The 17,097-nt window shown below is 63.1% G+C and carries 13 protein-coding genes, 1 tRNA gene and 1 pseudogene; 14 read left to right on the top strand and 1 reads right to left on the bottom strand.

Features of this window, described 5'->3' with window-relative positions; genetic code table 11:
- The 7 genes and pseudogenes from DBR12_RS22760 to DBR12_RS11090 form a co-directional block, all read left to right on the top strand.
- Positions 1–1,002, top strand: a pseudogene (locus tag DBR12_RS22760) (peptidase M61); the annotation flags it as partial.
- Between the two features lie 64 nt (positions 1,003–1,066).
- Positions 1,067–1,846: an enoyl-CoA hydratase gene (locus DBR12_RS11110; RefSeq protein ID WP_108617299.1), complete on the top strand. Its 780-nt coding sequence runs from the start codon at positions 1,067–1,069 to the stop codon at positions 1,844–1,846.
- Between the two features lie 25 nt (positions 1,847–1,871).
- Positions 1,872–1,948 (top strand) — tRNA-Met (locus DBR12_RS11105).
- Positions 1,949–2,086: 138 nt separating this feature from the next.
- The gene (locus DBR12_RS11100; protein WP_108617298.1) at positions 2,087–2,521 is read left to right on the top strand and encodes a hypothetical protein; all 435 of its coding nucleotides are present in this window, start codon (positions 2,087–2,089) and stop codon (positions 2,519–2,521) included.
- A 101-nt stretch (positions 2,522–2,622) separates the two neighbouring features.
- The gene (gene miaB, locus DBR12_RS11095) at positions 2,623–3,969 is read left to right on the top strand and encodes a tRNA (N6-isopentenyl adenosine(37)-C2)-methylthiotransferase MiaB (RefSeq protein ID WP_108617297.1); all 1,347 of its coding nucleotides are present in this window, start codon (positions 2,623–2,625) and stop codon (positions 3,967–3,969) included.
- Between the two features lie 306 nt (positions 3,970–4,275).
- The gene (locus DBR12_RS22005) at positions 4,276–4,611 is read left to right on the top strand and encodes a hypothetical protein (RefSeq protein WP_146185516.1); all 336 of its coding nucleotides are present in this window, start codon (positions 4,276–4,278) and stop codon (positions 4,609–4,611) included.
- Positions 4,612–5,086: 475 nt separating this feature from the next.
- The gene (locus tag DBR12_RS11090) at positions 5,087–5,740 is read left to right on the top strand and encodes a C13 family peptidase (protein ID WP_233244395.1); all 654 of its coding nucleotides are present in this window, start codon (positions 5,087–5,089) and stop codon (positions 5,738–5,740) included.
- 61 nt (positions 5,741–5,801) lie between these two features.
- On the opposite strand, the gene ffh is transcribed toward DBR12_RS11090, so the two are convergent.
- Positions 5,802–7,181: a signal recognition particle protein gene (ffh, locus tag DBR12_RS11085; protein WP_108617295.1), complete on the bottom strand. Its 1,380-nt coding sequence runs from the start codon at positions 7,179–7,181 to the stop codon at positions 5,802–5,804.
- Positions 7,182–7,284: 103 nt separating this feature from the next.
- Between ffh and DBR12_RS11080 the strand changes: the two genes are divergently transcribed.
- From DBR12_RS11080 to DBR12_RS11050, 7 genes are all read left to right on the top strand, one after another.
- Positions 7,285–8,082, top strand: coding sequence for an inner membrane protein YpjD (locus DBR12_RS11080; RefSeq protein ID WP_108617294.1), 798 nt, complete (start codon positions 7,285–7,287; stop codon positions 8,080–8,082).
- Entirely contained in the window at positions 8,079–8,309 is a 231-nt protein-coding gene (locus DBR12_RS11075) for a PP0621 family protein (RefSeq protein ID WP_108617293.1), read from the top strand. Before DBR12_RS11080 ends, DBR12_RS11075 begins: the two co-directional genes overlap by 4 nt.
- 3 nt (positions 8,310–8,312) lie before the next feature.
- Positions 8,313–10,016 (top strand): PAS domain-containing sensor histidine kinase, encoded by a 1,704-nt coding sequence (locus DBR12_RS11070; protein WP_108617292.1) that lies wholly within the window; start codon positions 8,313–8,315, stop codon positions 10,014–10,016.
- Positions 10,017–10,027: 11 nt separating this feature from the next.
- Positions 10,028–11,548, top strand: coding sequence for a sigma-54 dependent transcriptional regulator (locus DBR12_RS11065; RefSeq protein ID WP_108617291.1), 1,521 nt, complete (start codon positions 10,028–10,030; stop codon positions 11,546–11,548).
- The gene (gene ampD, locus DBR12_RS11060; protein WP_108617290.1) at positions 11,532–12,152 is read left to right on the top strand and encodes a 1,6-anhydro-N-acetylmuramyl-L-alanine amidase AmpD; all 621 of its coding nucleotides are present in this window, start codon (positions 11,532–11,534) and stop codon (positions 12,150–12,152) included. Before DBR12_RS11065 ends, ampD begins: the two co-directional genes overlap by 17 nt.
- A gap of 370 nt (positions 12,153–12,522) precedes the next feature.
- The gene (locus DBR12_RS11055) at positions 12,523–15,468 is read left to right on the top strand and encodes a ribonucleoside-diphosphate reductase subunit alpha (protein ID WP_108617289.1); all 2,946 of its coding nucleotides are present in this window, start codon (positions 12,523–12,525) and stop codon (positions 15,466–15,468) included.
- 135 nt (positions 15,469–15,603) lie between these two features.
- Positions 15,604–16,800, top strand: coding sequence for a ribonucleotide-diphosphate reductase subunit beta (locus DBR12_RS11050; RefSeq protein WP_108617288.1), 1,197 nt, complete (start codon positions 15,604–15,606; stop codon positions 16,798–16,800).
- Positions 16,801–17,097 lie beyond the last annotated feature (297 nt).

Below are 17,097 nucleotides of genomic sequence, written 5' to 3'. Positions count from 1 at the left end.
GGCTACACCACACTGCTGGGACTCATCAGCCACGAATACTTTCACACCTGGAACGTCAAGCGCCTGCGCCCCGCCGATTTCGCCACCTACGACTACAGCCGCGAGAACTACACCGAACTGCTGTGGTTCTTCGAAGGCTTCACCAGCTACTACGACGACCTGCTGCTGCGCCGCGCCGGGCTGATCGATGACGCAACCTATCTCAAGCTCATCACCAAAACCATCAACCAGGTGCTGCAGACCCCTGGACGAACCGTGCAAACCGTAGCGCAGGCCAGCTTTGACGCCTGGGTCAAGTACTACCGCCAGGACGAAAACACGCCCAACTCCACGGTGAGCTACTACACCAAGGGCTCGCTGGTGGCCCTGTGCCTGGACCTCGCCCTGCGCCGCGAAGGCAAGACCACCCTCGACGCCGTGATGCGTGCCCTGTGGGCCCGCACGGCAGGCGGTCCAATGGCCGAGGCCGACCTGCGTGCGGTTCTGGAACAACTGGCAGGCCGCTCCTTCGATTCGGAGCTGGCGCAATGGGTGCACGGCACCTCTGAGCTACCGCTGGCCGATCTGCTGGCCGCTCACGGCGTGACCCTCAAGGCCGAAGCACCCCAACTGGCCCAGCGCCTGGGCCTGCGCGTGGCAGAGAACCACAGCGTGCAGATCAAGGCCGTGTTGCGTGGCGGCGCGGCCGAAAATGCTGGCATGGCGGCGGGCGACGAATGGCTGGGCCTGGAGGTGCAAGGGCAGGGCTGGCGCATTGGCAAGCTCGATGACGTCACGTTCTACGCGGGCGCCGAGACGGCCCTGACCGCCATCGTGGCCCGGGACGGGCGCTTGCTGCGGTTGCCGCTGACACTGCCCCCCACCGCTGGCGGCAAGGCGGGTGCGGCCACCACCACCAAAACGCGCGGAAAAACCGCCCCAGCACAGCAGGCACAGCCTGCAGCAGACACCATCAGCCTGGCCCCCACCGACACGGCGGCTCTGGGGCGCTGGCTGGCCTGACGGCGTGGCCGGGTTGGGTATATTCCTTGCGCTGTCACAACAAACTACACACCCAGGAGATTTCATGGCCTACGAAACCATCGAGGTTCGCGTTGAAGCGGACAAAGTCGGCGTCATCACGCTTAACCGCCCCAAACAGCTCAATGCGCTGAACGACCAGCTGATGAACGAGCTGGGCGCGGCCCTCAAGGCGTTTGACGCCGACGAGAGCATCGGTTGCATGATCGTCACGGGCAGTGAAAAAGCCTTTGCAGCGGGCGCGGACATCGGCGCGATGGCCAAGTACAGCTTTGCCGACACCTACAAGGGCGACTACATCACCCGCAACTGGGAGACGATCCGCTCCATCCGCAAGCCCGTGATCGCTGCCGTGAGTGGCTTTGCGCTGGGCGGTGGCTGCGAGCTGGCCATGATGTGCGACTTCATCATCGCCGCCGACAATGCCCGGTTCGGCCAGCCCGAAATCAAGCTGGGCGTGATCCCGGGCGCTGGCGGCACGCAGCGCCTGCCCCGTGCCGTGGGCAAATCCAAGGCCATGGACATGGCCCTCACGGGCCGCATGATGGACGCTGCCGAAGCCGAACGTGCTGGTCTGGTCAGCCGCGTGGTGCCTTACGACAAGCTCATGGACGAGGCCCTGGGTGCCGCCATCATCGTGGCTGGCTTCTCCCAACTGGCCGTGATGGCCGCCAAGGAGTCGGTGAACCGGGCGTTCGAAGGCACGCTGTCGGACGGCGTGATGTTCGAGCGCCGCCTCTTTCACGCGCTGTTCGCCACCCAGGACCAGAAGGAAGGCATGGATGCTTTCATGAACAAACGCACAGCCAACTTCACACATCAATAATTTTTGTTCTATAATCTTGGTCTGCGGTCGTATAGCTCAGTTGGTTAGAGCGCAGCATTCATAATGCTGATGTCGGTGGTTCAAGTCCACCTACGACCACCATATAAAAACCCACAGTGCGGCAACTCACTGTGGGTTTTTTCTTTGAGGTGCCGGATTTCGCAGTCCGAAAGACTGCCTGTGAGACCTGGCCACACCGCCTCCCCCTAAAATTGTGACTTCAGCCCCTGGATGTAAACCATGAACCGCTGCAACACTACCGCCCCCATCTCCCGCCACCGGCACGCATGGCTGGCCGCATTGGCCTGCGGTGCCCTGATGTCTGTCGCCATGCCTGCGGCCGCCCAGGTGGAGCCCGGACTGGGCATGAACCGCCCCTTCCCGGAAGCCGCGCTGCGCGGCACGCTGACCCTCTCGACCACTGCCGAAGCCGTGCTCAATGGAAAATCCATTCTCATGGCGCCTGGGATGCGGCTTTTCAGCCCTCAGAACACCCTGGTCATGGCGCACACAGTGCTGGGTCAGACCTTCAAGGTCAACTACGTGCTGGAAGCCAGCACCGGCATGCTGCACGCGGCCTGGATCCTCACCGAGCGTGAGGCGGCGCAACCCCGCAAGGGCAGCGATAGCACCACCAGCAACATCACGACCGGCTCTGGCGCCGTTCAGAAGTAATTCCTGCGGGTGCGGCCCTGGCGGCCACACCCTTGCGACCTCCACAGCCCCTCTCCGCGCCCTGCTGGCGGCGGTGACCATTTGCTATTTGCGACATTGCCATGGCCAAAAAAGTCTTTATCAAAACCTTCGGCTGCCAGATGAACGAGTACGACTCGGACAAGATGGCCGACGTGCTCAATGCCGCCCAAGGCTACGAGCCCACGCAGAACGTGGACGAAGCCGACCTCATCCTCTTCAACACCTGCTCTGTGCGCGAGAAGGCGCAAGAGAAAGTCTTCAGCGACCTGGGCCGCATCAAGCACTTGAAAGCGCGCGGCGTGAAGATTGGCGTGGGCGGCTGCGTGGCCAGCCAGGAAGGTGCCGAGATCATCAAACGCGCCCCCTATGTGGACGTGGTGTTCGGCCCGCAAACCCTGCACCGCCTGCCGGAGATGCTGAACCAGCGCGAGCGCCTGGACAAGCCCCAGGTGGACATCAGCTTCCCTGAGATCGAAAAGTTCGACCACCTACCCCCCGCGCGCGTGGAGGGTGCATCGGCCTTTGTGTCGATCATGGAAGGCTGCAGCAAATACTGCAGCTACTGCGTGGTGCCCTACACCCGTGGCGAAGAGGTGAGCCGCCCGTTTGACGATGTGCTGGTCGAAGTGGCGGGCCTGGCCGACCAAGGCGTGAAGGAAATCACCCTGCTGGGCCAGAACGTGAACGCCTACCTGGGCAAGATGGGGGGCACTGCCGAGATTGCCGACTTTGCGCTGCTGCTCGAATACGTGTCGGACATTCCCGGCATCGAGCGCATCCGTTACACCACCAGCCACCCCAACGAGTTCACGCCGCGGCTGATTGAGGCCTACGCCAAGCTGCCCAAGCTAGCCAGCCACCTGCACCTGCCCGTGCAGCACGGCAGCGACCGCATTCTGATGGCCATGAAACGCGGATACACCGCCATGGAGTACAAGAGCACGGTGCGCAAGCTGCGCGCTATCCGCCCCGACCTGGCCATGAGCAGCGACTTCATCGTGGGCTTTCCGGGTGAGACGGAAGACGACTTCAACAAGATGATGAAGCTGATCGACGATATCCACTTCGACAACAGCTTCAGCTTCATCTTCAGCCCCCGCCCCGGCACTCCCGCCGCTGGGCTGCACGACGACACGCCGCACGACGTGAAGCTGCGCCGCCTGCAGCACCTGCAGGGCGTCATCAACGCCAACATCAAGTCCATCAGCGAAAGCCGCGTAGGCACGGTGCAGCGCATTCTGGTGGAAGGCGCTTCCAAGCGCGACGCCACCGAGCTGATGGGCCGCACCGAGTGCAACCGCGTGGTCAACTTTGTGGGCCAGCCCCGCCTGGTGGGGCAGATGGTGGATGTGACCATCACCGAAGCCAAGGCCTACACCCTGCGTGGCGAAGTGCTGGTGCGCGAGGGCGCCCCCCTTACGGCCTGACCCATTACCCTCCCCAGCGCAGGCCCCAAGACCGCACGAGCCCCAACAATGGCGGGCCAGCGGACCGCATGCGCGAGTGGATACCAGCCGCCGCACCGTGATGCACCAACTGGTGGGCGCGAATGGGACCAACGCTGGTGTTGGCACTGCGGCTGGACTTTTGGATGGCACGCCCCTTCAAGCGGAGGGAGCAGGCAGTTCGCCGCGTGGGCCTGCCAATGGAGTGGATGCGCCTTAGAACCCGTTCAAAGCCTTTCTGGAGTTGCACAAGTACCTTGCCGGGATGGGCGGCTAGTGCAGTGTTTCATGCTTGAAGGCACAAATAAAAAGGATGGATTTTTGGCACTGGCAAGGCGCAAACCGGAGAGATACCGGGTGTATCGCGAGGATTTGCACCGCTGCCAGAGCGAAGGCCAGAAAGAAGTGATGCCATTCCCGCACTGGAACACCTTGGAGCTGCTGGGCGAGATCGAGGCGCTGCTGCGCTCAACACCTCAGCCTTTGAGACCCGCCAGCTGCAGCGCCGTGAGGCCGGTTGATCGCTCAGCCGAAGGATCTCGCGGAACAGCAACATCTGCAACGGCAAGCAACCTGCGCATGATGGTGTCGAGCACATCCGGCCAAGGTAGCAGGTGGATGTGAAGGACGAATGCCCCCGGCCCACGCTGCAGGCGGCATTGTGACAGTGCGAAAAATCAGACACAAACCACATGACAGTGCCGACATCGGCCTTCCTTTTTTGCTATATATTTAATAGCAATAAAGTGTTTTCCAACGAGCGGAAAGGCCCTAAAAACCTTCAAATCTTTTGTCTCTGAGCGCCGCAACCCAAGCCTGGCAAATCGCTACGATGCGTATTCTTCCACCCTGACCCTGCGCCGAGACCGTTCTGCCTGAGGATGGTCTGCGCCACCGCGCGGCCCCGCTATCGATGCCACTTCTTTTGTTGCTCCCCGTCGCCCGCTGGCGGCTGATCCATGTAAGCGCTCTGGCTCTGGCCTTGGTGGGCTGCGTCCAGCCCACCCCGGCACCGCCTCCCAAACCCGTCCCGATCGCGACCCCAGCGCCTCCTCCTCCCCCCGAACCACCCGGGCGCATCATCTTTGCGGGCTTTGCCATGCACTCGCAGTCCAAGGCGTTCCGCAACGATGTGCTGCTGGCCGAGCAGCGGGTCAAGGAGATCGACCCCAACGCGCTGATGCTCAAGCTGGCCAACCCCGCGCGCGACCAGCCCACCGACTGGCCCCAGGCCACGGCCGAAAATTTTGCGCTGGTGATGTCCAAGACGGCTGAAGTGGCGCGCCCGCGCGACCGCGTGCTGCTGTTCATATCGACCCACGGCAATCCCGGCCTGCTCAACATCAGCGCAGGCGGCAAAAACCTGCAGCCCCTCACGCCCCAGGCACTGAGCGATGCGCTGGCACCGCTCAACAAGGTGCCGGTGCTGGTGGTGCTGTCCGCCTGCTACAGCGGCGCCTTTGTCGAGCCCCTGAAGGCGCCGAACCGCGTGGTGATCACGGCCACGGACGCACGCCGCACCAGCTTCCAGTGCAAATACGGCGGCAACCACACGCCTTTTGCCGAAGCCTTGTTTGGCCAGGCGGGCGGCGCCAGCCTTTCGGTGACCGACTGGATGAGCGAGGCGCAGAACTCCATCGCTGCACAGGAAAAGCGCCGCAAACTCCCGCCCTCCCAGCCACGCATCTTTGTGGGCGAGGAGGCCAAGGCGTGGGCGAATCAGCCGCTCAAGCACTGGCTGCAGGCGCGCTGAAAACAAAAACCCTGGAGAAGCTGCGCCTCTTCAGGGTTTTTTGATGCCAGGGTCAGGCGACTCAGAACGGCATCTTGGGCATGCCACCACCGCCCAGGCCTTTCATTCCGCCCATGCGCTTCATCATCTTCATGAGGCCACCGCCCTTCATCTTTTTCATCATGCCCTGCATCTGCTCAAACTCCTTGAGCAGGCGGTTGACCTCTTGCACATGCACGCCTGCCCCGTTGGCGATGCGTTTCTTGCGCGTGGCCTTGATGAGGTCGGGCTTGCGGCGCTCCAGCGGCGTCATGCTCTGGATGATGCCTTCCTTGCGCTTGATGTCCTTCTCGGCCTTGTCCATGTCCAGGGCTCCGGCCTTGGCGGTGAGCTGCGACGGCAGCTTGTCCATCAGACTGGAGAGGCCACCCATCTGCTTCATCTGCTGGATCTGGGCCAGGAAGTCGTTCAGGTCAAAGCCGTCACCGCTCTTGACTTTCGCCGCGAGTTTCTGCGCGGCCTCCATGTCCACCCCGGCCGTGACCTGCTCGACCAGCGCCACGATGTCGCCCATGCCCAGGATGCGGCCCGCGTGGCGCTCGGCATCGAACACCTCCAGCCCGTCGATCTTTTCCGAGACACCGGCAAACTTGATGGGCGCACCGGTGATTTGCCGCACCGACAGCGCCGCGCCGCCGCGCGAGTCACCGTCGAGTTTGGTCAAAACGATGCCCGTGAGGGGCAGCGCCTCCTTGAAGGCCTTGGCGGTGTTGATCGCGTCCTGCCCTTGCATGGCATCGACCACGAACAAGGTTTCGACCGGGTTCAGCGTGGCATGCAGGTCCTTGATTTCCTTCATCAAGGCCTCGTCAATGGCCAGCCGACCGGCCGTATCGACCAGCAGCACGTCGAAATAGTGCTTCTTGGCGTAGTCGAGCGCAGCGCGCGCGATATCGAGCGGTTTCTGGTCAGGCGTGCTGGGGAACCACTCGGCGCCCGCCTGCTTGGTCACGGTCTTGAGCTGCTCGATGGCCGCTGGGCGGTACACGTCGCCCGAGACGGTGAGTACCTTCTTCTTGCGCTTTTCGATCAGGTGCTTGGCCAGCTTGGCCGTGGTGGTGGTCTTGCCCGCACCCTGCAGGCCCGCCATGAGGATGATGGCCGGGGGCTGGGCGGCAAGGTTGATGTCGGAAATGCCCTCGCCCATGGTGGCGGCCAGCTCGCGGTTGACGATGGAGACCAGCGTCTGCCCGGGCTTGAGCGAGCCTAGCACCTCCTGGCCCAGCGCCTTGTCCTTCACGCGGGCAATGAAGTCGCGCACCACTGGAAGGGCCACGTCAGCCTCCAGAAGAGCCATGCGCACCTCGCGCAGCATGTCCTGCACGTTGGACTCGGTGATGCGGGCCTGGCCGCGCATCTCCTTGACGAGGCGCGAGAGTTTGTCGGTAAGGGCGGAGGCCATAGGGGAAGTTCCGGTGTTGCCTGCGCGCGATCAACACAAGGTCGGGGGGCGAGCAGGCCCGCCAGGGCGCTGGCGGTGGGGGCAAAAGGCTAAACTGTGACCCATGATTTTAGCGAGTAGCTCCCCCATCAGCTGGCTGCTGGCCCTGGCCGCCGCTGTGGCATACGCCGTGCCCGCCGCCGCAGCCTCGCGCCTGGGCGCCACAGCGGCCCGCAATGCCCTGCTGGTGGCATGGGTGCTGCACGGCGCGGTGCTGGTGTGGGGCCTGTGGGGCGACATGCCGCGTTTTGGTTTTGCACCGGCCCTGTCGATGACCGCCTGGCTGGTGCTCACGGTGTATGCGGTGGAGCGGCAACTGTTTCCGCAAATGCAATCGCGCTGGGTGCTTGCGGGCCTGGGTGCCGCAGCCATTGTGCTGGCCATGGCCTTCCCGGGGCAGCCGCTGCATGTGACAGCATCGGCCTGGCTGCCTCTGCACCTGGCCCTTGGCATCGCCTGCTATGGCCTGTTTGCGGCGGCCGTGGTGCACGCCTGGCTCATGAACCGCGCCGAGCGCCACATCCGCCAGGCGGAAGACTCACACAGCGGCATCCCTCTGCTCACCCTGGAGCGGCTGACCTTCCGCTTCGTGACCGCCGGTTTTGTGCTGCTCACCGCAACGTTGCTGGCCGGGTGGCTGTTTGGCGAGACTCTGTACGGCCGCAGCTGGCGCTGGGACCACAAGGCCATCTTCTCCCTGCTGTCGTGGCTGACGTTTGCCACCCTGCTGCTGGGCCGTGCGCGTTTTGGCTGGCGCGGGCGCAATGCGGTGCGGGTGCTGTATGCCGGGGCGGCCCTGCTGCTGCTGGCCTATGTGGGCTCGCGGTTTGTGCTGGAAGTGGTTCTGGGGCGCAGCGCATGAAGTACCTGGTCTTGTTCGTGGTCCTGGCCGTGGCCATCGGCATCTGGCGCAGCCGCCGCGCACCGGACGATGCCGCACCCAAGCCATCGTCTCCTTCGCCACGCGCGCTGCCGCAGGACATGCTGGCCTGCGCGCATTGCGGCGTGCACATTCCCCAGGCAGAGGCCGTGATGCTCGGCAACCAGGCCTACTGCAGCACCGAACACCGGCAGCTGGGCCCGGCCTGAGCCATGCAAACCCTGCCTGCTGGCAACTACCTGGCCACGGTGGATGCGCCTTTTGTGCGCATGTGGCGCGGCTTCCTCACGGGCCGCGTCATGGTGGCGCTCGCCCTGCTGGTCCTGCAAGGCGCGGGGCAGGTCATCAACCAGGTCGCCGACCCCACATTGCTCACACTGTGCGTGGCCTATCTGGTCGCCACCGTGGCCCTGCGCGTGTTGGCCCGGCAAGGGCCGCCTTCGCCTGGCGCGGGGCCACAGTGGCTCCCGTCGATTGGCATCGACCTCGCTGCGATCACGGCCCTGCAGCTGCTGCACGCAGGCACCATGAACTACACGCCCCTGTTCGGCCTGCCCATCCTGATGGCGGCCGTGCTGGGCACACTCACGCTGGCACTGGGCACCACGGCCGGCGTCACGCTGCTGCTGCTGGGCTGGGCCTGGTGGATGGGCGCACGCACGGGCGAAGACGATGCCCAGCGCTACCTGCAAAGCGCACTCGCCGGCACGGGCTATTTCATCGTGAGCTACCTCGTGCACCAGTTGGCAACCCGGCTGACGCGCGAACAGGAAGTGGCGCAGCAAAGCCAGATTGCGGCCCGCGTTCAGACCCAGGTGAGCGCATTGGTCATCCAGAACCTGACCGACGGCGTGCTGGTGGTGGACGAGAACGATGTGGTGCGTGTCGCCAACCCGGCCGGTTTGCAGTTGCTCGCCAGTGGTGCGCCGCCTGACTTGCCATTGACACTGCAATCCGCCTCCCCTTGGGCTCCCCTGGTGATCCTGGCCCGGCGGACTTTTCGCCACGAGCAACCCCAGACGGCGGATGTGGACCTGCTGCACCCCGGCCAAAGCCCGACCGGCCTGCATGTGCGCACATGGCTCACTTCCACCCGGGAGGCAGCGCGTGAGGCCCACACCGAGCGGCTGTGTGTGATGTTCTTGCACGATCTGCGCGAAATGGAAGCCCGCCTGCGCACAGAAAAGCTCGCGGCCATGGGCCGCATGTCTGCGGCCGTGGCCCATGAAATCCGCAACCCCCTTGCGGCCATAGTGCAGGCCAATGCGCTGCTGGAGGAAGATCTGCACGATCCGGCACAAAAACGCCTGGCCCACATGGTCCAGCAGAACGCAGACCGGCTGGCGCGCATTGCCGAAGAAGTGCTCGATATCGCACGGGTTCAGCACCAGATCAGCCACGCTCCCGCATCCACCCTGCAGTTGGACGAGACTATTTCTCAGATCTGGCACGACTGGCAGGCCCAGGACCCTGTAAAACGCCGTGCGGTGGTCATACTGGACACCCACGCCTCACAAGTGGAATTTGATGGTGAGCACCTGCGCCGTGTGCTGGTGAACCTGCTGGACAATGCCCTGCGCTACATGGGGCCGGAACCCGACTCCCTGTGTGTTGCGACGCGCACCACCCCGGCGGGCCAGGTCAGCCTGCAGGTGTGGAGCGACGGCGCCCCCATGGACAAATCCGTGGAGCGCCACCTGTTTGAGCCCTTTTTCTCGTCCGAGAGCCGCTCCAGCGGCCTGGGCCTTTATATTTGCCGCGAACTGTGCCAACGCCATGGAGCGTCCATCAGTTACCAGCGGCTGAACCGCACCACATTGCGGGGCGAGACCGGAGGCAACGCGTTCACCGTGAGCTTCCGCCGCACCACCCGCCCTGCCGACGCCGCGACGCTGTTTGACACCATCGTGGTCTGAACCGGATTGCCATGAACGCCCCTGCCGCCTCCATCCTCGTCGTCGATGACGAACCCGATCTGCGCACCTTGTACGAACTGACCCTGCTGCGCGAAGGCTATCGCGTGGAGACGGCGTCCAGCGTGCAGGAGGCACGCGACCAGCTCAAGGCCCATCGCTTCGATGCCGTGATCACCGACATGCGGCTGCCTGATGGCTTTGGCATGGAGCTGCTGCAGGACTTGCGTGACCAACAACGCCGGGAGCGCTGTGTGGTCATGACCGCCTACGGCTCAGCAGAAAACGCGGTTGAGGCCCTGCGCTCGGGCGCCTTCGACTACCTGACCAAACCGGTGGACCTGAAGCAGTTCCGCTCGGTGGTGGCATCGGCAGTGCAGGGCACCGGCGGGGTGCCTGCTCCCCGGGCCGCCCGCAGCCCCGGGCAGCAACGCCAATCGGCCACGGCGACCGAGCACGCGTCGGGCAACGCTGCGCTGGACAAGCTTGTGGGTGCGTCGGAAGCCATCCGCAACGTCAAGCAGCGGGTGGCCAAGGTGTCGCGCGGCATGGCGCCGGTTCTCATCCATGGCGAGTCAGGCACCGGCAAGGAGCTGGTGGCCCAGGCGCTGCATGCCAGCAGCCAGCGGGCCGACGGCCCCCTGGTGGCGGTGAACTGTGGCGCGATCCCGGAGAACCTCCTCGAAGCCGAATTTTTTGGCGCCCGCAAGGGCTCGTACACCGGCGCCACCCAGGACCGGGACGGTTACTTTCAGGCCGCACGCGGGGGCACCCTGTTCCTGGACGAAATCGGCGATCTGCCCCTGGCCATGCAGTCCAAGCTGCTGCGCTCCATCCAGGAACGCAGTGTGCGCCCCCTGGGCTCCACCCAGGAGGAAACCGTGGATGTGCGCATCGTGAGCGCCACCCACCGGGATCTGGCGGCCGATGTGCAGTCCGGCCGCTTCCGGCAGGACCTGTACTACCGGCTCAATGTGATCGAGATCGTGATCCCGCCACTGCGGGAACGGCGCGAGGATCTGCCCGCGCTCTGTGCAGCGCTGCTGTCCCGCATTGCCCAGGAGTCCGGCATGCCCGTGCCAGCTCTTACCGACCGCGCACTCGCCGCCATCGCCGCCCACCCACTCACAGGCAATGTGCGGGAGCTGGAGAACCTGCTGCACCGCGCAGTGGCTCTCAGCGATGGTGAGGAGTTGCATGTGGACTGGCCCACCGGCGCCACCGACCCACAGGCAGTACGCCCAGCAACATCGCATGGAAACAGCCCCCACGCGCAGACTACCGATGCCACCGCTTCGACCCCACATATAGCCCCACAGGCCACCGCCTGCGCTGCGCCCCTGCCCAGCGATCTGCAGGCCTGGCTGGACCAGCAAGAGCGCGAGATACTGATCCGCGCACTCAAGGAGGCCGGCTTCAACCGAACCGCCACTGCCGCGCGACTGGGCATCAGCCTGCGCCAGATCCGCTATCGCATCGCGCGCCTGAACATCTCCGTGCCGAACGACCAGGATCCGCATGACGACATGGGATGACGAACAACCCGCCTCCGTATGGGATGGCGGCTGGCACCGCTGCGCACGCCGCCTGGAATCGCCAAACCACGGTAAGCGCCCGGCAACGGCCCAGGCAGTGGATCTGATCGTGGTGCACTCCATCAGCCTGCCGCCAGGAGAATTTGGCACGGGCGCTGTGCAGCAGCTGTTCACCAATACCCTGAACTGGGATACCCACCCCTACTACCAGGGCATCCGCGGCTTGCAGGTCTCCGCCCATTTTTTTATCGACCGCCTTGGGGTGCCATGGCAGTTTGTCGACTGCGACCTGCGTGCCTGGCACGCGGGGCAGTCGTTCTACCGGGGGCGCGCCCAATGCAACGACGACTCTATCGGCATTGAACTGGAGGGCCTGGAAGGCCTGGGCTTTGAGCCCCCCCAGTACCAGACCCTGGCCCGGCTGTGCCAGGACATCGCGCAGCGCTATCCCATCGCGCATGTGGCTGGGCATGAACATATTGCCCCCGGGCGCAAGCAGGACCCCGGCCCCGGATTCGACTGGGCCATCCTGCAGAAAAAACTGGAATGGCCATGCCACCAGTTTCCCCCGGCAACACTGCCCCCAGCGCCTTTGCAGCTCTGAACGACGCTGTCGCATCGGAGCGTCAGCACAGCACTTTTTCTTTGTGCATTTGCACATTTTTTTTTATCCAGCCACCACGCGGTCCCGAAGGGAAAATCCGCCGCCAGCACCCGCCCCAGCTTGGTTCTCGGCGCCTATCGCAACACGCGCAAGGGTCTCACGCCGGCTGCTTCGCCCGCACCCCGGGGGCAAACACAGGTTGTTTCCCTTTTCCAGGCCGAATCAGGCAGTACACTACCGGTAGTGTCTTGAACACACATGACACACCATATATAGTGTGCAGCAGACTAAAGCTCGGCGCACCACTCCCCATCGCGGCGACCGCTTTCGCCGCTCTCCCACTCCAGACAGCCCATAGAAGAGGACACCCATGCAAGCTGCTTTGAACACGCCTTCCACCGCCCAGCCCAGCCCGGCAGACCCTACCGAATCCCAGGCTACCCCTGCGGCAACAGCTGGCAACGCGTTCGCGCACCACCAGATCATTCGCCGCAATGGCGCCGTGGTGCCGTTTGAACCGCAAAAAATTGCAGTGGCAATGATGAAGGCCTTTCTGGCAGTGCATGGAACACAGGGTGCCGCTTCCGCCAGCGTCCGCGAAGTGGTTGACACCCTGACCCACAACGTGACCCGGGCACTGGTGCGCTCGCGCCCCGGCGGCGGCACCTTCCATATTGAAGACGTGCAGGACCACGTGGAGCTGGGCCTGATGCGTGGCGGCCACCACGAAGTGGCCCGTGCCTATGTTTTGTACCGCGAGCGCCGCACCCAGGAGCGCGCACGCCAGAGCGAGCAGCAAGCACCTGTGGCATCCGCACCGCTGCTGCACGTGTTGGACGGTGATGCGCGCATTGCCCTGGACATGGATCGCCTACAGGCGCTGATCGAGTCGGCCTGCGTGAATCTGGGCGAGGACGTCAAGGCGGACCCCATCGTGTCAGAGACCATGCGCAACCTCTATGACGGTGTGCCCATGGACGAGGTCTACAAGGCATCCATCCTGGCCGCTCGCACGCTGATCGAAAAAGACCCTGACTACACCTACGCCACGGCCCGCCTGCTACTGCACACCATCGTGCGTGAAGTGCTGGGCAAGGAAGTGACCCAAGCCGAGATGAGTCAAGCCTATCTCGAATATTTCCCTCAGTTCATCAAAAAGGGCGTGGACAACGAACTGCTGGACGAACGCCTGCTGCAGTACAACCTGCAGCGCCTAGGCGCTGCCCTCAAGGCCGACCGCGACCTGAAGTTCGACTACCTCGGTCTGCAGACGCTGTATGACCGCTATTTCCTGCACGTCAAAAAGACCCGCATCGAGCTGCCCCAAGCTTTCTTCATGCGTGTGGCCATGGGCCTAGCACTGAACGAAACAGACCGCGAAGCCCGCGCTATCGAGTTCTATGAAGTGCTGTCGTCGTTCGACTTCATGTCGAGCACGCCCACGCTTTTCAACAGCGGCACGCTGCGCTCGCAGTTGTCCTCGTGCTACCTGACCACCGTGCCCGACGACCTGGACGGCATCTACGAATCCATCAAGGAAAACGCCCTTCTGTCCAAGTTTGCTGGCGGCCTGGGCAACGACTGGACCCGCGTGCGAGCCCTGGGCTCGCACATCAAGGGCACCAACGGTGAATCGCAAGGCGTGGTTCCGTTCCTGAAGGTGGTCAACGACACCGCCGTGGCGGTAAACCAGGGCGGCAAGCGCAAGGGCGCGGTCTGCACTTACCTGGAAACCTGGCACTTGGATATCGAAGAGTTCCTGGAGCTGCGCAAGAACACCGGCGACGACCGCCGCCGTACGCACGACATGAACACGGCCAACTGGATCCCCGACCTGTTCATGCGCCGCGTGATGGAGAAAGGCACCTGGACACTGTTCTCGCCCTCCAACGTGCCCGACCTGCACGACCTGTTCGGTGCCGACTTCGAGAAAGCCTATGTGGCCTACGAAGAAAAGGCCGCGCGCGGCGAGATCAAGCCCGCCAAGACGGTGCAGGCGACCGACCTGTGGCGCAAGATGCTGACCATGCTGTTCGAGACCGGCCATCCCTGGATCACCTACAAGGATGCCTGCAACGTGCGCTCACCCCAGCAGCATGCCGGTGTGGTGCACTCGTCCAACCTGTGCACAGAGATCACACTCAACACCAGCGACACCGAAACTGCCGTGTGCAACCTGGGTTCGGTCAACTTGCTGCAGCACTTGAAGGACGGTCGGATCGACCACGACAAGCTCAAGAAGACCATCACGGTGGCCATGCGCATGCTGGACAACGTGATCGACATCAACTACTACGCTGTCACCAAGGCGCGCGACTCCAACCTGCGCCATCGCCCGGTGGGTCTGGGTGTGATGGCCTTCCAGGACAGCCTGTACGAGCTGCGCATTCCTTATGCATCGCAGCAAGCCGTGGAATTTGCCGACAAGTCGATGGAAGCCATCTGCTACTACGCCTACTGGGCATCCACCGAGCTGGCCAAGGAGCGCGGCAAGTATTCCACCTACAAGGGCTCGCTGTGGGACCGGGGCATCCTACCCTTCGACACGCTGGACATGCTCTCGCAAGCCCGGGGCGGTTATGTAGAGGTGGACCGCTCGTCCACCCTGGATTGGGACGCACTGCGCAAGAAGATCGCGCAGGATGGCATGCGCAATTCGAACTGCGTGGCCATAGCCCCGACTGCCACAATCTCCAACATCATCGGCGTCGATGCGTCGATCGAGCCATCGTTCGGCAACCTGTCCGTGAAGTCCAACCTGTCGGGTGAATTCACCGTCATCAACGGCGGCCTGGTGCGCGACCTCAAGCGCCTCGGTCTGTGGGATGACGTGATGATCATGGACCTCAAGCACTTCAAGGGATCTTTGCATCCCATTGATCGTGTGCCAGCAGATATCAAAGCGCTGTACTCCACCGCATTTGAAGTGGAGCCGCAGTGGCTGGTGGAAGCCGCATCGCGCCGCCAGAAGTGGATCGACCAGGCACAGAGCCTGAACATCTACATGGCCGGCGCATCAGGCAAGAAGCTCGACGACACCTACAAGTTGGCGTGGATCCGTGGCCTCAAGACCACCTACTACCTGCGCACGCAGAGCGCCACGCACGTCGAGATGAGCACGGTGAACACGCGCCAGCTCAACGCGGTTTCCTCAGGCAATGACGGCGTAGCGCCTGCAGCATCGGCGCCCACGCAGGCACAACCCGGCGCACTCGAAGCTGCGGCTGCCGTAGCCGCAGCGCAGTCGACAGCAGTGCCCGCAACGGACGTGAAGTTCTGCGCCATCGACGATCCTGGCTGCGAAGCCTGCCAATAAGGACTTGCCGCACAACACCTCGGACCGATCCGAGGTGTTGTGCCTGTGCTGTGAAGCAACAAAACGTTGCTGCACAACGCTGCGGTGCTTTCCTTTTTGCAGCACTGCTTTCATAATCCGAACACTGGAAAATCTATGTTGTCCTGGGACGAAGAAGTCAAGCCCTCATCGCAAAATCAACTGGACGGTGGACTGAACAAGAGCCACCCGGCGGAGCAGCCGCCCCTGTCTTTCCAAACCCCTTCCCTGCAGGCCGTCCACGCAACGATGACGGCCTCCGCCGCTGCGCCAACCGCCGCAGCAGCAACCGCACATCGCCGCGTCAACGCAGCCGACAAGCGCATCATCAACGGCCAGACCGACGTCAACCAGTTGGTGCCCTTCAAGTACAAGTGGGCGTGGGAAAAGTACCTCGCCACCTGCGCCAACCACTGGATGCCGCAAGAAGTGAACATGACGCGCGACATCGCGTTGTGGAAGGACCCCAATGGCCTGACCGAAGACGAGCGCCGCATCATCAAGCGCAACCTCGGCTTCTTCGTGACTGCCGACTCGCTGGCCGCCAACAACATCGTTCTGGGCACCTACCGCCACATCACCGCACCCGAGTGCCGCCAGTTCCTGCTGCGCCAGGCGTTTGAAGAGGCGATCCACACCCATGCCTACCAGTACATTGTGGAGTCGCTGGGCCTGGACGAAGGCGAGATCTTCAGCGCCTACCTGGAGGTCGCTTCGATCCGCGACAAGGACGAGTTCCTGATCCCCTTCATCGAGGCGATCATGGACCCCAACTTCCACACCGGCACCTTCGAGACCGACCAGACGCTGCTCAAGTCGCTCATCGTGTTCGCCTGCCTGATGGAAGGGCTGTTCTTCTACGTGGGCTTCACACAAATCCTGGCGCTGGGCCGCCAGAACAAGATGACCGGTGCGGCCGAGCAGTACCAGTACATCCTGCGTGACGAGTCCATGCACTGCAATTTCGGCATCGACCTGATCAACCAGCTCAAACTGGAGAACCCGCACTTGTGGACCGCAGAGTTCAAAGCCGAGATCAAGGCGCTGTTCCTCAAGGCGGTTGAGCTGGAGTATCGCTACGCCGAAGACACCATGCCACGCGGTGTGCTGGGCATGAATGCCTCGATGTTCAAAGGCTACCTGCGCTACATCGCCAACCGCCGCGCTACACAGATCGGGCTGGAGACTCTGTTCCCCAACGAAGAAAACCCGTTCCCGTGGATGAGCGAGATGATTGACCTGAAGAAGGAACGCAACTTCTTCGAAACCCGGGTTATTGAATACCAGTCCGGTGGTGCGCTGTCCTGGGACTAGCGCCTTTGTCGCATCACACCACCATGGATTTTTACACCACGCCCCAGACAGACAGCGCCGCAGAGCGCAGCCGTATGGAGCGCTCCCGTGTTCATGGAGATGGAGTTCTATTCCATCTCCATGGATCGCTTTCTGTCCACTGCAGACAGGAAGTGCTCTTTGCAAATTGACCCAAGGAGAACATGATGGCAACTGCGAAAAAACCCGCCGCCAAAAAGGCTGCCCCCGCGAAAAAAGCCGCAACTGCGAAGCCCGTAGCAGCCAAGAAGGCTGCACCAGCCAAGAAGGCAGCTGCAC

The organism is Acidovorax sp. HMWF029 (assembly GCF_003060895.1).
Classification (GTDB): Bacteria; Pseudomonadota; Gammaproteobacteria; order Burkholderiales; family Burkholderiaceae_C; genus Acidovorax.
The sequence above is the reverse complement of the archived record's forward strand: the minus strand, read 5'-3'. Positions and strand labels throughout refer to the sequence as shown.

What these genes read in the sequence shown, in the direction of transcription:
- DBR12_RS11110 (WP_108617299.1), top strand. Translation starts at nt 1,067, where the DNA reads ATGGCCTACGAAACCATCGAGGTTCGCGTTGAAGCGGACAAAGTCGGC.
- DBR12_RS11100 (WP_108617298.1), top strand. Translation starts at nt 2,087, where the DNA reads ATGAACCGCTGCAACACTACCGCCCCCATCTCCCGCCACCGGCACGCA.
- miaB (WP_108617297.1), top strand. Translation starts at nt 2,623, where the DNA reads ATGGCCAAAAAAGTCTTTATCAAAACCTTCGGCTGCCAGATGAACGAG.
- DBR12_RS22005 (WP_146185516.1), top strand. Translation starts at nt 4,276, where the DNA reads ATGCTTGAAGGCACAAATAAAAAGGATGGATTTTTGGCACTGGCAAGG.
- DBR12_RS11090 (WP_233244395.1), top strand. Translation starts at nt 5,087, where the DNA reads ATGCACTCGCAGTCCAAGGCGTTCCGCAACGATGTGCTGCTGGCCGAG.
- ffh (WP_108617295.1), bottom strand. Translation starts at nt 7,181, where the DNA reads ATGGCCTCCGCCCTTACCGACAAACTCTCGCGCCTCGTCAAGGAGATG.
- DBR12_RS11080 (WP_108617294.1), top strand. Translation starts at nt 7,285, where the DNA reads ATGATTTTAGCGAGTAGCTCCCCCATCAGCTGGCTGCTGGCCCTGGCC.
- DBR12_RS11075 (WP_108617293.1), top strand. Translation starts at nt 8,079, where the DNA reads ATGAAGTACCTGGTCTTGTTCGTGGTCCTGGCCGTGGCCATCGGCATC.
- DBR12_RS11070 (WP_108617292.1), top strand. Translation starts at nt 8,313, where the DNA reads ATGCAAACCCTGCCTGCTGGCAACTACCTGGCCACGGTGGATGCGCCT.
- DBR12_RS11065 (WP_108617291.1), top strand. Translation starts at nt 10,028, where the DNA reads ATGAACGCCCCTGCCGCCTCCATCCTCGTCGTCGATGACGAACCCGAT.
- ampD (WP_108617290.1), top strand. Translation starts at nt 11,532, where the DNA reads ATGACGACATGGGATGACGAACAACCCGCCTCCGTATGGGATGGCGGC.
- DBR12_RS11055 (WP_108617289.1), top strand. Translation starts at nt 12,523, where the DNA reads ATGCAAGCTGCTTTGAACACGCCTTCCACCGCCCAGCCCAGCCCGGCA.
- DBR12_RS11050 (WP_108617288.1), top strand. Translation starts at nt 15,604, where the DNA reads ATGTTGTCCTGGGACGAAGAAGTCAAGCCCTCATCGCAAAATCAACTG.